At 61.8% G+C, this 15428-nt stretch carries 14 protein-coding genes and 1 pseudogene; 9 read left to right on the forward strand and 6 right to left on the reverse strand.

Translation table 11 applies throughout. The features are described 5' to 3' along the window. Nucleotides 1-73: 73 nt before the first annotated feature. From SO139_RS09925 to SO139_RS09935, 3 genes and pseudogenes are all read right to left on the reverse strand, one after another. Entirely contained in the window at nucleotides 74-418 is a 345-nt protein-coding gene (locus tag SO139_RS09925) for a RidA family protein (protein ID WP_284265801.1), read from the reverse strand. A 59-nt stretch (nucleotides 419-477) separates the two neighbouring features. After that, a pseudogene (locus SO139_RS09930) lies at nucleotides 478-669 on the reverse strand (transporter substrate-binding domain-containing protein); the annotation flags it as partial. Between the two features lie 11 nt (nucleotides 670-680). Then, entirely contained in the window at nucleotides 681-1529 is an 849-nt protein-coding gene (locus tag SO139_RS09935) for a metallophosphoesterase family protein (RefSeq protein WP_449382253.1), read from the reverse strand. A gap of 200 nt (nucleotides 1530-1729) precedes the next feature. On the opposite strand from SO139_RS09935, the gene SO139_RS09940 reads away from it, so the two are divergent. Together SO139_RS09940 and SO139_RS09945 are read left to right on the forward strand one after the other, a co-directional pair. Further along, nucleotides 1730-2152 (forward strand): MAPEG family protein, encoded by a 423-nt coding sequence (locus SO139_RS09940; protein WP_449382252.1) that lies wholly within the window; start codon nucleotides 1730-1732, stop codon nucleotides 2150-2152. Nucleotides 2153-2186: 34 nt separating this feature from the next. Further along, nucleotides 2187-3488, forward strand: coding sequence for an RsmB/NOP family class I SAM-dependent RNA methyltransferase (locus SO139_RS09945; protein ID WP_449382251.1), 1302 nt, complete (start codon nucleotides 2187-2189; stop codon nucleotides 3486-3488). Between the two features lie 341 nt (nucleotides 3489-3829). Here SO139_RS09945 and SO139_RS09950 read toward each other — a convergent pair whose 3' ends face one another. Further along, complete coding sequence (locus SO139_RS09950; RefSeq protein ID WP_027526965.1) at nucleotides 3830-4039, reverse strand: cold-shock protein; 210 nt, start codon at nucleotides 4037-4039, stop codon at nucleotides 3830-3832. A 435-nt stretch (nucleotides 4040-4474) separates the two neighbouring features. On the opposite strand from SO139_RS09950, the gene guaA reads away from it, so the two are divergent. Together guaA and SO139_RS09960 are read left to right on the forward strand one after the other, a co-directional pair. Continuing rightward, complete coding sequence (guaA, locus tag SO139_RS09955; protein ID WP_474797066.1) at nucleotides 4475-6073, forward strand: glutamine-hydrolyzing GMP synthase; 1599 nt, start codon at nucleotides 4475-4477, stop codon at nucleotides 6071-6073. An 18-nt stretch (nucleotides 6074-6091) separates the two neighbouring features. Continuing rightward, on the forward strand, nucleotides 6092-7141 hold the full coding sequence (locus tag SO139_RS09960) for a hypothetical protein (RefSeq protein WP_449383865.1): 1050 nt from the start codon (nucleotides 6092-6094) through the stop codon (nucleotides 7139-7141). A gap of 623 nt (nucleotides 7142-7764) precedes the next feature. Here the strand turns inward: SO139_RS09960 and SO139_RS09965 are convergent. After that, complete coding sequence (locus SO139_RS09965) at nucleotides 7765-8319, reverse strand: thioredoxin family protein (RefSeq protein ID WP_449383866.1); 555 nt, start codon at nucleotides 8317-8319, stop codon at nucleotides 7765-7767. 269 nt (nucleotides 8320-8588) lie between these two features. After that, nucleotides 8589-9431 carry a DUF1194 domain-containing protein gene (locus tag SO139_RS09970; protein ID WP_449383867.1) on the reverse strand — a complete coding sequence of 281 codons (843 nt, stop codon included), beginning with the start codon at nucleotides 9429-9431 and terminating at the stop codon, nucleotides 8589-8591. Between the two features lie 659 nt (nucleotides 9432-10090). On the opposite strand from SO139_RS09970, the gene SO139_RS09975 reads away from it, so the two are divergent. From SO139_RS09975 to SO139_RS09995, 5 genes are all read left to right on the forward strand, one after another. Next, nucleotides 10091-11692, forward strand: a complete 1602-nt coding sequence (locus SO139_RS09975; protein WP_449383868.1) for an ABC transporter substrate-binding protein — start codon at nucleotides 10091-10093, stop codon at nucleotides 11690-11692. A gap of 78 nt (nucleotides 11693-11770) precedes the next feature. Next, the gene (locus SO139_RS09980; RefSeq protein WP_449383869.1) at nucleotides 11771-12781 is read left to right on the forward strand and encodes an ABC transporter permease subunit; all 1011 of its coding nucleotides are present in this window, start codon (nucleotides 11771-11773) and stop codon (nucleotides 12779-12781) included. Further along, nucleotides 12778-13683: an ABC transporter permease subunit gene (locus tag SO139_RS09985; RefSeq protein WP_449383870.1), complete on the forward strand. Its 906-nt coding sequence runs from the start codon at nucleotides 12778-12780 to the stop codon at nucleotides 13681-13683. Before SO139_RS09980 ends, SO139_RS09985 begins: the two co-directional genes overlap by 4 nt. Before the next feature lie 28 nt (nucleotides 13684-13711). Next, on the forward strand, nucleotides 13712-14749 hold the full coding sequence (locus SO139_RS09990; protein ID WP_449383881.1) for an ABC transporter ATP-binding protein: 1038 nt from the start codon (nucleotides 13712-13714) through the stop codon (nucleotides 14747-14749). Further along, nucleotides 14746-15428, forward strand: a 683-nt coding sequence (locus SO139_RS09995; protein ID WP_498539963.1) for an ATP-binding cassette domain-containing protein, incomplete at its 3' end; no start/stop codon positions are given. The genes SO139_RS09990 and SO139_RS09995, both read left to right, overlap by 4 nt.

A 15428-nucleotide genomic window follows, 5' to 3' on the forward strand; every position in this document is an offset into this window, starting at 1 on the left:
AAGTGCGGTATGCATGGATGGCCTCAGGGCCGCGTCGTCGCCGACGCCGGCCGAAGGCTGGAACAAAGGGCCTTTAGAGCAAGGCGACTGCGGTCATCTCGACGCGCAGATCGGGATCTGCGAGACGGGCTTCGACACAGGCGCGCGCAGGCGGATTGGCCGGATCGATCCAGGCGTCATAGACCGAGTTCATGGTGTCGAAATCGGTGATGTGCGGCAGGAAGACGTTGACCGCCACGAGCTTGGAGCGATCGGAGCCGGCTTCCTTCAGCAGCGCGTCGATCTTGGCGAGCACCTGCTGGGTTTGCGACACGATGCCGGCCTTGCGGTCATCGGCGACCTGACCGGCAATGTGCACCATGCCGCCGGCGGCGACGGCCTGGCTCATACGGGGGCCGACGACGTAACGTTTGATCATCTGAATTCTCCTCGTGAAGGTGAGCTCCCGCGCACGGCGCGCAGGAGCGTTGCCCAAGCTTACAATGTCGGCAGCAACTGTTCTTCCTTGAACCATTTGAGATGCAGCGCGCCGAGCTTGCCGTTGAGCTTGTTCGTGAAGATGTCGGTGTTGATCCAGTTGAGCAGGTTCTGCTCACCCTGGCGCACGCCGACATGGGCCGGCGACTGGCGGATCAGGAATTTCAGCTCGACCTCCTTGGTCGCGTTCTGAAGAGCGCGGCCTAGGGATGAGGCTGGCCCATCTGCGCCAGCAATTCCTCGATGTCGACGTCGACCTGTCCGGCCGCCCTGACGTGGCGCACCTCAAAACCGTCGGGCTGAAAGCGGTATTCGACCAGTCCGGTCTCCTTGATCCCGATCCGCACCTGGCGCGTATCGCTGGAGATCACGAAGCCGGCGGAGGGCGCCCAGACATGCCTTGTGCGGCCATAGGTGAAATCGCGCCGCTGATGGACGTGCCCGCTGGCGACGAGGCGGACATCGGCGCCAGCCATCATCTCGATCAGGCGCTGCCGCGCCGGCTGGGGCACGTAGCGGATCGCGGTGTCGACGGTCTCGGGGTCGTCGGGTCTGTTCAAGAACAGCGGCTTGTGCACAAAAAGCGCGATCGGCTTGCCGTCTGCGCGAGACAATTGCGAGGCGAGCCAGTCGAACTGCTCGGGCTCGAACCCAAGTCCCGAATTCATCACCAGCGAGTTGAGGCCGATGAAACACCAGCCGGCCGCCTCGAACTGCCAATGGTCGTGGCCGAAGACGGAGCAGAATTGCCGGCGGTGCGCTTCGTCCACCGGAGGCGCGGGTGCGGGCCCGATCGCGGTCGGATTGTCGCCGATGTCGTGATTGCCCGGCAGATAGCGGCACGGCGCGGGCAGCGCGTCGTGAAGGGTTTTTGCAAACTCCATGTCGTCGCGGCTGGTCGGGCCGTCGAAGGACACATCGCCAGTGTTGACGACGAGATCGGGCCGGGCGGCGTCGATGTGCCCAGCGACCCGCTGGAAGTTCGCGATGAGGCCCGGGAAGCGGCGGCCAAGGTGCGTGTCTGAGATCTGCGTCAGGCGGAATTCGGACATGGCGCCATGTTAGTCCCGACAGACGTCGGAACCGTGACGGTCACAGCACGCGGCTCGCGCGCGGCGGCGAAGGCCAAAATCGCTTAAACTATCGATAGTTGGTGGCAGATGCGGGAACGGCGGTTCAAGTCGTTGATTGTCAGGGCTAGCGGCGCCGGCTAATGACGGTCTTGCCTCCGCACCAGGCGGAAAGGATTCCGATGTCCGTTCAAATGGTTTTGCTGCCGGTCTTCGCTCAGGTCGCGCTGACTTTCGCGCTCCTGATCTGGATGGCGCTGGCGCGGCGCGAGACGCTGGTCTCCGGCGAGACCAAAATCCGCGACATCGCGCTCGGCGAGCCGAACTGGCCGAAGCGCGCCACACAGATCGCCAATTGCTTTGCCAACCAGTTCGAACTGCCGGTGCTGTTCTACGTGCTGATCGCACTGGCGCTGCCGCTGCGCCATGCCGATCTCTTCATCGTGCTGATGTCATGGGTATTCGTGGTGGCCCGGTTCGTCCATGCCGGCGTCTTCGTCAACTCCAACGACCTCGGCCAGCGCTCGACCGTCTGGCTCGCCGGCATGCTTGTGCTGCTTGCGATGTGGGTCTACTTCGCGCTGAAGATTCTGTTGTTGATCTGACGCTTGGTCGTCAGACTTGATCTGAAAGAGTGAAATGACCCCTGCTGCCCGGCTGTCCGCGGCCATCGAACTGATCGACACCATTGAGAGAGACCGAGTGCCCGCGGCGAAGGCGCTGAAGGAGTGGGGCACTGCGCATCGCTTTGCCGGCTCCGGCGACCGCGCCGCGATCGCCGGCCTCGTCTGGGACGTCCTGCGCCGCTACGCCTCGAGTGCGTATCTCATGGAGTCCGACACGGCGCGCGCCCGCCTGATCGGCATGCTGCGCCTGGAGCGCGACATGGATACCCCGACCATGGCGGCGCTGTTCGACGGCGGCCGCTATGCGCCGGCGCCGCTGACGGAGGCGGAAGCGGCCGCGCTCGCCTCGCGTTCCCTCGAGGATGCACCGGCAGCGGTTGCCGGCGACTATCCCGACTGGCTCGATCCGCACCTTGCAAAAGTGTTCGGCGAGACCCGCGCGGCCGAAGCCGCGGCAATGGCGAGCCGCGCGCCGCTGGATCTGCGCGTCAACACGCTGAAAGGCAGTCGTGACAAGGTCCTCGGCCGATTATCTCATCTGAAGGCGCAGCCGACGCCGTGGTCGCCGAACGGCCTGCGCATCGAGCTTGGCGCCGACGCGCGCAATCCCGGCATCCAGGCCGAGGAGGATTTCATCAAGGGCGCCATTGAAGTTCAGGATGAAGGCTCGCAGCTTGCAGCCTTGTTCACGGCGGCAAAGCCCGGCGAGCAGGTGATCGATCTCTGTGCCGGTGCGGGCGGCAAGACGCTGGCGCTCGCGGCCCTCATGCAGGGCAAGGGGCGCCTGATCGCGACCGACCGCGACAAGCGCCAGCTCGCCCCGATCCATGACCGGCTGTCGCGCGCAGGCGTCCACAATGCGGAGATCCGCACGCCCAAGGGCGAGGCCGATCCGCTCGCCGAGATTCGCGCCTCGGCGGACCTCGTCGTGATCGACGCCCCCTGCACGGGAACCGGCACCTGGCGCCGCAACCCCGACGCCAAATGGCGCATGCGCCCGGGTGCGCTGGAGATCCGGCTGAAGGACCAGGCCGAGGTGCTCGAGCGCGCCGTGCCGCTGGTGAAGGCGGGCGGCCGCATCGCCTACGTCACCTGCTCGGTGCTGTCGGAGGAGAACGGCGAGCAGGTGAGGGCATTCGTGGCGCGCCATCCGGAATTCTCGGTCGTGCCGAGTGAGCAGACTGCGAGCGTGCTTTGGGACAAGGCGGAAGCCTTTGCCGAGGCCGCGCTGCAATCCGACGAAGGCTGGCTGATGACGCCAAGGCGCACAGGCACTGATGGCTTCTTCGTGTCGGTGCTGAAGAAGGCAGCGTAACCCACACCGCCCAAGCGCGATGTGGATCCACAATCACAACTGTCATCGCCCTGCTTGCCGTCTTCGCTGAAGCTTCGCCGGCCCAACACCGGAGCGCCCGGCGAAGCCTTTGGCGCAGCCGGGACAGGGCGATCCAGTACTCCGAGACGTCCGTATTGAATTGATAGGCCGCGGCGCACTGGATTCCCCGCCTTCGCGGGGAATGACCGCGGAAAGCGGGCGGCGCTGTCCCGTGGCAACAGCAAAAGCCCCGCACACCGAAGCTCGGTGCCGGGGCTTGATCGCTTACGCTCTGCCAGTACGTCCGTGGACAGAGCGCGCTAATGCGTCGCGCGGGCGGACTAGCCGGCGCGGATGTTGTCGGCCGAAGACTTGCCGCTGCGGCGGTCTGCGACGATGTCGAACGAGACCTTCTGGCCTTCGTTGAGGGTGCTGAGACCCGCGCGCTCGACCGCGCTGATGTGAACGAAAACGTCCTTCGCGCCGTCATCCGGCTGGATGAAACCGAAGCCCTTCTGATTGTTGAACCACTTCACGGTGCCCATAGCCATGGGAATATCCTTTAATTTGGGAAGTACGCACGTGGACCGGTACGCATCAATGCGCCCATGATCCGGATTGGTCGATGTTTTGGAGAAATCATCTGAAGCGTGCGCGCCCGTCAAAAACGAGGCGAAGCGGCCCAGTCGTTCGGCCAAGTATCGATGCTTGAAATATAACGAGATATTCAGGCTACTTCAAGGCGCCGCCCGCGGGTCGGGAATCGTATGACTTTTCTATCTTGCGCTGCATCTTGGGTATACCGTCCTTGTTTGGCTACCGTCCTTGCCGGCACGGCTCAGCGCAGTCGGGTGGGAACGGCGCAAGTGAGTCTTCGCTCACCTGTTGCCGACGCGGCTATTTTCCCCCGAAATCGGCCCAAAAATCCGGCGGGAAAGCCGGTTTCCGGCATTGCGGGGCTGTCCCCGCTCGCGTATTTGCTTGCCATGACAGCAGCACAGAACGACCGCTCCCCGTCGTCGCCCCATGTGGCCTCGGCGCACGACAAGATTCTCATCGTCGACTTCGGCAGCCAGGTGACGCAGCTCATTGCGCGTCGCGTCCGCGAGGACGGCGTGTATTGCGAGATCGTCCCGTTCAACAAGGCCGAACAAGCCTTCAAGGAGATGAAGCCGAAGGCGGTGATTCTCTCCGGCGGACCGGAATCGGTGCACGAAGAGGGCTCGCCGCGCGCCCCGCAACTCATCTTCGCCTCCGGCGTGCCCGTGATGGGCATCTGCTACGGCCAGATGACCATGGCGGCCCAGCTCGGGGGCGAGGTCGAGGGCGGCCATCACCGCGAGTTCGGCCGCGCCGATGTCGAGGTGAAGGCCGAGAGCAGGCTGTTCGAGGACACCTGGAAGCTCGGCGGCAAGCACCAGGTCTGGATGAGCCATGGCGACCGCATCACCAGGATGCCGCCGGGCTTCACGGTGGCCGGCACCTCGCCGAACGCGCCGTTCGCCATCATCCAGGACGAGAAGCGTAAATATTACGGCCTGATGTTCCATCCCGAGGTGGTGCACACGCCCGATGGCGCCAAGCTGATCCGCAACTTCGTGCGCAAGATCGCTGGCCTATCCGGCGACTGGACCATGCGTGCCTTCCGCGAGGAGGCGATCCAGAAGATCCGCAACCAGGTCGGCAAGGGCAGGGTGATCTGCGGCCTCTCCGGCGGCGTCGATTCAGCCGTCGCCGCGGTGCTGATCCACGAGGCGATCGGCGACCAGCTCACCTGCGTGTTCGTCGATCATGGTCTCCTCCGTCTCGACGAGGCCAAGACGGTGGTCGATCTGTTCCGCGGCCACTACAACATCCCGCTCGTGCACGTGGACGCGTCAAAACAGTTCCTCGGCGAGCTCGATGGCGTCACCGATCCGGAAGTGAAGCGCAAGACCATCGGCCGCCTCTTCATCGACGTGTTCGACGCGGAGGCCAAGAAGATCGGCGGCGCCGACTTCCTCGCGCAAGGCACGCTCTACCCCGACGTGATCGAGAGCGTCTCCTTCACCGGCGGCCCCTCGGTGACGATCAAGTCGCACCACAATGTCGGCGGTCTCCCTGCGCGCATGAACATGAAGCTCGTCGAGCCCCTGCGCGAGCTCTTCAAGGACGAGGTGCGCGAGTTAGGGCGCGAGCTCGGCCTGCCCGAAATCTTCGTCGGCCGCCACCCGTTCCCGGGCCCGGGCCTCGCCATCCGCTGCCCCGGCGACATCACGCGCGACAAGCTCGACATCCTGCGCAAGGCCGATGCCGTCTACATCGACCAGATCAGGAAGCACGGCCTCTACGACGAGATCTGGCAGGCCTTTGCCGTGCTGCTCCCGGTGAAGACCGTCGGCGTCATGGGCGACGGCCGCACCTACGACTACGTCGTGGGCCTGCGCGCCGTCACCTCCACCGACGGCATGACCGCGGACTTCTACCGGTTCGACATGAAGTTTCTGGGCGAGACCGCAACGCGCATCATCAACGAGGTGAAGGGCGTGAATAGGGTGGTGTACGACGTGACGAGCAAGCCGCCGGGGACGATTGAGTGGGAGTGAAGTCGATCGGCAACTAGAATGAATCATTGGCGATCCAAATACTCGCACTCTCGGTATTTCACGCCACCCAAGGTGGAGCCGCTGAGCCTCGACCTCGCGCGACTATCTGGCGGAGGATATGCGCCAGCGCAGTTTTGGGGTGAAACGCAAGAGGGCAAGGAAGTGTATATCCGCTATCGGGGCGGAAATTTCTCGGTGACTTTGACCAACGAACCCGGTGTTGCAGATGGGACCCGCCTTCTGGATGTTGGCTTTGGTCCTCCATTGCATGGAGGCATGTCGATCGAGCAGGTTTGCAACTATTTCGGGATCACGATCGACGGAGTGTGCCCGCCACTGCCGGCGCCTGAGGAGATGCAGCGAGAAGGGTGTCGCGACTTAAGCGGTTCGACAACCTTTTACGATGTCTGGCTTGAAAGCCGCCTCGACACGCAAAGGCGCTTGCTCGCAGCCGCTCTAGCGGCATTTCCTGGGTCGACTTTGATACAGCCAATTTGGGATGATCAGTTCAGAACAGTGGGCTATCGCGTTTGTCCAACGGTCGAGAGCCTGACATCGGATTTTTTGCACATGGTCCTTGATGGGCTGACTGCGGAAGCCCTCGGACGGCTGACGCAGGAACCGCTCCGGCTTCGTGAAATCGGCGGCCACTTGATTAGTTTTCATACCAGCGGATTCCATTATCCGATAAGGAAACATCCCAACGGCGATGCTGAGCGCCCGCATGGTGTACTTGGCAGAACCATCTACGAGGCCGGTACAGTTGACGACTGCCTGTACGGCTCTTTCTCTGCCCACTCTGAATTTCCCACTGGAGATGCGAGCCGGCAGGGTCTCTTGCAGAAATTCGATCGGTTGCTGAACGAATTTTTCCCGGCCTGCCAGGTCGATTATTTCGACCTCAAGACAGGTCATAGGGAGCAGGAAGACGCCTTCATTATGCATTTCGATTCAGCTATCGTGAATTGGCTCGATGCAGGAGCCGATCGTTGGTTCAGTATTGTGGACATGGGTGACGCCGGGAATCCGCGATTTGTTGGCTCGCGCCTTGCGCGAATGGCGGGATGACCGACGCCTGACATGACGGCCCGTAGGGTGGACTCGTCAGGTTGTGCTGGCAACGATGCACAGGATGCCGTCGAGTCCTGCTCGACCTGGCGCCCCTCGGCCATTGCAACGATAATGATACCTTTCTGCGGCGTCATTTCTTAATCTTTCCCGCCTAGCCTCCCGCGCCGATCTGCAGCAGTGCCGTTCTCGCCGGGGACGAATTCGCTGGCCAGCCAGTGAAGGATCAGGCTAGCAATGTGCTTGCGCCCTTCATTGTAGAAGCCTCACGACGGTTCGCAGTGCCCGTGCGCTGGATCAGCTCGGTAATCCGTCTGGCGAGCGCCGGCGATATGCGCGCCAAATCGCCGAAAAGGCGCGACAGGAACAACGCCATATTGCCATGCAATGGAAATATTGACGCTAGTAGTCGATAGCCTTGCGCTCGCCGCTTTCGTGTCGGTCCTCATCTTTGCAAAGCAAACACGCGGACGAAGGCACTCGCCCTCGTGACGTTCTCTGCCGGCGAATGCGACCCCGGCAGCAGCCGCGGCGCCCTCGAGATGCCGCTAGTCAAATCGCACATGTGCAGCAAATGCCGCACGCGGCGGTCTCAATGCGAAACCCGTTGACAGGGATCGGCTTCATTTGTCCTTCCATTTGATCGAGCAGCCAATAGACGCCTTTTGGTCAGCCGGCGCCAGACCTGTGGTCGCAATCGCGCGCATGGCCTCGACAAGCTCGCGGGGCGCCCCCGCGCGAGGCGGAGTTGTGCGCCCTTCGTCGAGCCGGCCGCGATACTTGAGCTTGCGGTCGGCATTGTAGCCGAAGAAGTCCGGCGTACAGACCGCCCCATACGCCCGAGCGACTCTCTGGGTCTCGTCGTGGAGATATGGAAACGGGAAATCATGAGCCTTCGCGAAACGCTTCATATTCTCAAATGAGTCTTCGGAATAGCTCGCCGCATCGTTCGAGCAAATCGCCGCAAAGCCAATGCTCTCCGACATCAGCACGCGGGCGTCCGAAACCATGCGGTCGATCACCGCTTTAACATAGGGACAATGGTTGCAGATGAAGACGACTACTGTGCCTTTTGCGCCCGCAACGTCGTCTAGTGCGTAAGTCTTGCCGTCGGTGGCCGGAAGCTGGAACACCGCCGCTGGCGTATCAAAAGCGACTTGGGTAGCTGATGTTGCCATATCGCACCTCCTTATGCCCAATATATGCTCACGACGGCCTGCTGGGGCACAATTTCCAAGACCTGCTCGCCAGCCGCGTCGTTTTGGCCATACGTCAGCCATTTCCGGTCGACCCGGAACACTGCCATTTGGACGAGCGCGGGAGTTCGTCGATGTGGGCCACGAACGGACGTTAGCACCTCCAATGCTCCGGCGCGTGGGGCGGCGACCATGATAAACTGCTGTCTAAAGTCTATCCGTCCGGCGGCTCTGAATGATGGTCTCGACACTCACCGCCGGCCGCGCTCCTGCGATTTTCTTTCGCCGATCAGACAGGGCACCCGAGGCTCTTTCTCAGCGGCTGGGACGATCCCGCTCTCTGGCGCGAGGCCCGCAACTTCGCGAACAAGCTTGGTCCGGATCGCTTCCTGGAATTTTTCGCGATCTTTGATCGTCATGATGAAGGCGCCCGGCCCCCCGATCACGCAGTCCTCGTAATAAAGATCGAGATTCTCGATATCGGTCGTCGAGAGCGATGGCTCTTTCACCATGATCGGGAGGCCGTTGATAATGATGCCTTTCTCCAGGGCAGCGTCACGCGCGCCGGTTACGGGCGCTCCATCGTTGTTCGGCCCATCGCCGGAAATATCGATGACGCGCCGCAACCCGCGATAGGGGCTCTCTTCGAACAGCTGCACCGCGAAATTAATCGCGCCGGAAATCGAGGTACTCGAACCTCGGCGAACCGGGGTTTTCATGATCTCGGCGGCTACTGCATCCGCCGATTCCGGGCCGTCGATCATGCGCCAGGGAACGATGATCTTCTCGTCGCCTGACATCGACCACTCGAAATAGGTCACGGCCACCTTGCTGCCCGGAACGGCCCTCAGTGCCTGAAGGAAGTCTTTCGAGACGATGGCCTGTGCATAGCCCTCGCGCTGAATGGCAAGTTCGTCCATATCCATCGAATAGGAGACGTCGACGGCGATAACGAGCTCGACATTGACGGGCTGTACACTGTGGTTGGCGTCGGCGAATCGAGAGTTCGGGGTCGGCGCGGCAATGCCAGCAACGTCACCTCCGACCATCGCCCCCGCAACAAGCACCGCCCCGACCGAGACACACCAGCGCATTGCGGCCCTCCCGTCGTTTCACGAGCATGGTGACACCCAAAACACGCTCCGAAAAGCGGAAACAGCAATTGTCGTCCTCGTTCGCAGCGGTCGAGGCTTCTCAGGACGATGAGTAGAAGCCCGGAACTGCCTCGTGCTTCCGGATCGCGCCAACCCCAAAGGCTTTGCCTGTCCGGACACCGATGAGCTTTCCTAGATTCCAGTTAGCAAGATGACTGAGCAGGATCTCGACGCCCTCGTTGCCTGGTTGCGCACCATTCCGTCGATCGAATAGAGGTGAAGCTGTTGGCGCAAAGCGGATCGAGGTGGTCTGGTGAGCGGTGCGAGCTATCACCTCACAAGCCAACCACGGTTTTCCTGATCATTGACCGGGATCGGAAGCAAAGGCGCGAATGTGGCGACGACCCTTACTTCCGGAGTGTTTGCGTTGTGATCGGCGTTTTGTACCGCTATCGACTTTTGCCGCCTGGGAAGATCAGTGGAGATTCTGAGGGAGGTTTTACGGACCGGATTCGCACGTCCCCGCAGCATCGTCTGCTTCGGAGTCCGGTGGCGCATCACCTGGGGACGCATTGACAGCGGCAGTACCCGATAGCAAGCTCGTTCAGCCTTTTGTGCCTGAATCGACCGCGACCAAGAATTCACCTGGAGTTCCAACAGTGGACAGATCAATTCTGCTCGCCGCCGTCTGCGCTTCGGCGCTTGTGTTTGCTTCGGCTGCTTCCGCCAAAACCCTGGTTTTCTGCTCGGAAGGCAGTCCGGAAAACTTCTATCCAGGCGTCAACACCACCGGCACGTCGTTCGACGGCAATGAGCCGATCTACAATCGCATCGTCGAGTTCGAGCGCGGCGGCACTCAAGTGGTGCCGGCCCTCGCGGAAAAATGGACGATCTCGCCGGATGGCACCACCTATACCTTCAACCTGCGCAAGGGCGTGAAGTGGCATTCGACGTCCAGGTCGTTCAAGCCGACGCGCGACTTCAATGCCGACGACGTCATATTTTCGATCGAGCGGCAATGGAAGGAGGACAATCCGTACTTCAAGGTGACGAGTCCGAACCATTCGTATTTCGGCGATATGGGGATGCCGAAATTGTTGAAGTCGGTAGAGAAGGTCGACGACTTCACCATCAAGGTGACGCTCAATCAGCCGGAAGCACCATTTCTCGCCGACCTCGCGATGCCTTTCGCGGCCATCCAGTCGAAGGAATATGCGGATGCAATGCTGAAGGCCGGCACGCCCGAGAAGATCGACCAGGATCCAATCGGCACCGGACCATTCTATCTGGTGCAGTATCAGAAGGACGCCGTGATCCGGTACAAGGCGTTCCCTGGATATTGGGGCGGAAAGGCGAAGATCGACGACCTCGTCTACGCGATCACGCCGGATGCATCCGTTCGCTGGGCTAAGCTCCAGAAGGGCGAATGCGACGTGATGCCTTATCCGAACCCGGCCGACATCGACGCGATCAAAAAGGATCCGAACGCCACGGTGCTGGAACAGCCGGGCCTGAACGTTGGCTATCTGGCCTTCAATACTCAGAAGAAGCCGTTTGACGACGTGCGCGTGCGCAAGGCCATTAGCATGGCGATCGACAAGAAGGCGATCATCGACGCCGTCTATCTGTCGACCGGCATCGCGGCCAAAAATCCCATCCCGCCCTCGATGTGGTCGTATAACGACGACGTCAAGGATGATCCCTATGATCCGGCGGCCGCCAAGAAGCTTCTGGCCGATGCAGGATTTCCCAATGGTTTCGAAACTGATCTGTGGGCCATGCCGGTGCAGCGCCCCTACAATCCGAACGCCAGGCGCATAGCGGAGTTGATGCAGGCCGACCTCGCCAAGATCGGCGTCAAGGCCGAAATCAAGTCCTTTGAATGGGGCGAATACCGCAAGCGGATGCAGGCCGGCGAGCACCAGATGGGTATGCTGGGCTGGACCGGCGACAACGGCGATCCTGACAACTTCCTGCACACACTGCTGGGCTGCGACTCGGCGCAATCGGCATCTGGCTCGAATATCGCCAAGTTCTGCTACAAGCCGTTCGACGATCTGGTCGTGAAGGCCAAGGCCGTCAGCGATCAGGCCGAGCGGGCCAGGTTGTATGCGCAGGCCCAGGTGATCTTCAAGGAACAGGCTCCGTGGTTCACTATCGCGCACGCGGTGCAGTTGAAGCCCGTCAGTAAGAGGGTTGTCGACTTCAAGCTGTCGCCGTTCGGACGCCACAACTTCTATGGCGTCGACGTCAAGGAGTAGAAGACCAGAGCGGGGGGGCCTTCGCCGTTCCACCGCTTTTCTTGCCCTTCTCCTTCCTTCGAGATGACTGAGGACGGCATGCTCCGGTTCGCTCTTACCCGGCTGAGTCTCGTGGTTCCGACCTTCATCGGGATCACGTTGCTTGTGTTCGTGCTGATCCGCTTGATCCCCGGCGACCCCATCGAGACCATGGCGGGCGAACACGGCATCGATCCGGCCCGGCTCGCGCAATTGCGCGCTGACTACGGCTTCGATCGGCCCGTGCTGGTGCAGTACGGCCTCTATCTATCACGGATGGCCCATGGCGACCTCGGCCGCTCGATCGTCACCCATGAGCCGGTGATCTCTGAATTTCGGATGCTGTTTCCGGCTACGATCGAGCTGTCTGTTTGCGCGATCCTGTTTGCATTGTGCCTCGGATTGCCGGCCGGCATCATCGCCGCGGTTCGCCGCAACTCCATCTTCGATCATGGCGTGATGGGGATATCGCTCACCGGGTATTCGATGCCGATTTTCTGGTGGGGATTGCTGTTGATCCTGCTTTTCTCGGTGCAGCTCGGATGGACTCCCGTGTCGGGCCGGATCGCAGTGCAGTACTTTGTCGAACCAGTGACCGGTTTCCTGCTGATCGATACGCTGCTGGACGGCGATTTCGGCGCGTTTCGTTCGGCCTTGTCACATCTCGTGCTGCCGACGATCGTGCTCGGCACCGTGCCGCTCGCCGTGATAGCTCGCATGACGCGGTCCGCCATGCTGGAGGTTCTGGGCGAAGATTACATCCGTACCGCCCGCGCCAAGGGGCTGCCGCGTTTCCGGGTGATCGCGATCCATGCGCTGCGCAATGCACTGATTCCGGTGGTGACGGTAATCGGGCTGCAGGTCGGTGTCCTGTTTACGGGCGCGATCCTCACGGAGACCATCTTCTCATGGCCCGGCGTGGGCAAATGGCTGATCGAGGGTATCAACCGCCGCGACTATCCGGTGTTGCAGGGCGGCACGCTGTTGATCGGCGCGATCGTCATGATCGTCAATCTGCTGGTCGACGTCACCTACGGGCTGATCAATCCCCGCATCCGGTACACGAGATGACCGCTGAAGCGCTCGAAAATCCCGTCGTCGCAGCCGGCGCTCCGCCGCATCCGCTGTTGGAATTCTGGTTCGATTTCAAGACAAATTTCGGCGCCGTGGCGGGTCTCGCCGTGATCGTGGTTCTGATCCTTCTTGCGCTGTTCGCCGATTTCGTTGCGCCGCATTCTCCGATCGTCACCAACAATGCGGCCTTTCTGAAACCTCCGTTCTGGCAGCAGGGTGGATCGATCGCCTATCCGCTCGGCACCGACGCGATCGGCCGCGATATTCTTTCCCGTCTTATTCACGGAGCAAGGCTTTCGCTTCTGATCGGAATCGCGGTGGTGACGCTGTCGGTCGTCGCCGGGACGATCCTTGGGCTGGTCGCGGGTTTTTTTCGCGGCGTCATCGAGATCGCGATCATGCGGCTGATGGACATCACGTTGACGCTGCCAAGCCTCTTGCTCGCGATCGTGATCGTCGCGATCCTTGAGCCCGGCCTGATGAATGCCATGCTTGCGGTCGCGATCGTGCTCCTGCCGCACTATGTGCGGATCGCGCGCGCTGCCGTGATCAGCGAAGTCTCGAAAGATTACATCACCGCGGCCAAAGTCGCTGGCGCCGGACGGCTCCGCTTAATGTTCAAGGAGGTGTTGCCGAACTGCATCGCGCCGCTGATTGTCCAGGCGACGCTCGGCATCTCGACGGCGATCCTGGACGCGGCCGCGCTCGGCTTTCTCGGTCTGGGCGCGCAGCCGCCCTTGCCCGAATGGGGCACCATGCTAGCGGATGCGCGCGAATTTGTGCTGCGGGCCTGGTGGGTCGTCACGCTTCCAGGTCTGGCGATCCTTGTAACCGTGCTGGCCTTCAACCTTCTCGGCGACGGACTGCGTGACGCGCTCGATCCCAAGCTCAAGCGATAGCGCATGATCACTGTTGAAAGACGATCTGATGCCGCTCCTCGAGATTGAAAATCTATCGGTCGCGTTTCCATCGCAAAGTGGGATGGTGCGCGCTGTAGATGGCATCGACATCAAGCTGGAAAGAGGCGAGGTGCTGGGGATCGTCGGAGAATCCGGATCCGGCAAGAGTGTCACCATGTTGGCCGTGATGGGACTGGTACCATACCCGGGGCGCGTCGCGGCCGACAGGCTGCGGTTCGAGGGGCGGGATCTGCTGACCTTGACCGATCGCGAGCGCCGCGCGCTCACCGGCAAGGACGTCGCGATGATCTTCCAGGAGCCGACGACATCGCTCAATCCGTCCTTCACGATAGGCTATCAGCTGGCCGAGACATTACACATCCACGAAGGGATGGATCGCAAGGCCGCGCGGCGGCGCGTGGTCGAACTCCTCGAGCAAGTCGGCATTCCGTCTCCCGAGAAGCGGCTGTCGGCCTATCCGCACCAACTCTCGGGCGGCATGAACCAGCGCGTCATGATCGCGATGGCGATCGCCTGCAATCCGAAGCTCCTGATCGCCGACGAGCCGACGACAGCGCTCGATGTCACCATCCAGGCGCAGATCCTCGATCTTCTGCTGTCCCTGCAACGCGATCGCGGCATGGCGCTGATCCTCATCACGCACAACATGGGCGTAGTCTCGGACACGACCGAGCGCGTCGCCGTGATGTATGCGGGGCAGATCATGGAGCAGCGCCCGACACAAGGCCTGTTCGCGTCGCCGCAGCATCCTTACACGGCCGCTTTGCTGGCGGCGCGCCCGGAGGCGAGCGATGGCGGACGGCTCGCTACCATTCCGGGCGTTGTGCCCGGGGTTTACGATCGGCCGCGGGGGTGCCTGTTCAATCCACGTTGCACCTATGCAACGCCGCTGGCCGACAAGGCGCGTCCCGACCTGCGCCCCTGGATGGACGGCCTGATCCGTTGTCATTATCCGCTCGGCGATCCGACACGGGATGAGCGCATCGCGGCCGATCGGGCCGACGCCGGCGGGGCAGCGATCCTCAAGCGCGAGATCGTGTCATGACAGCGCTTGTCACTGCCACCGATCTCAAGCGCAGTTACGAGATGAAGCAGGGCTGGTTCCGCCCCCGCGCGCATCTGCAGGCCGTGGGCGGAGTATCGTTCGCGCTCGAGGCCGGCAAGACGCTGGCGATCGTCGGCGAGTCCGGTTGCGGCAAGTCGACGCTCGCAAGGCTCGTGACGCTCATCGAGAAGCCGAGCGCCGGCACACTGATGCTCGATGGGGTGGATGCTATCAATCTCTCGGCCAGCGCCGCAAAGACGTTGCGCCGGGCCGTGCAGATCGTGTTTCAAAACCCCTATGGGTCGCTCAACCCGCGTAAGCGCGTCGGCGCGATCTTGGAAGAGCCGCTGATCATCAACACCAGGCTTTCGAAGCAGGAGCGGCGGGCGCAGGCGCTCGACATGATGGCGAGGGTAGGGCTGCGGCCGGAGCAATACGGCCGCTATCCGCACATGTTCTCGGGCGGCCAGCGCCAGCGCATCGCGATCGCGCGCGCCTTGATGTTGCGGCCGAAGTTGCTGGTTGCGGACGAGCCGGTCTCCGCGCTCGACATGTCGGTGCAGGCGCAGGTCATTAACCTCCTGGTCGATCTCCAGCGCGAACTAGTGGTTCATCACAGTGATTTTGACGTTTTGATACCGAGCCATTCGAGGATGGGCAAGTTTTCGGGTGGCAGGAG

The organism is Bradyrhizobium sp. UFLA05-89 (assembly GCF_059803475.1).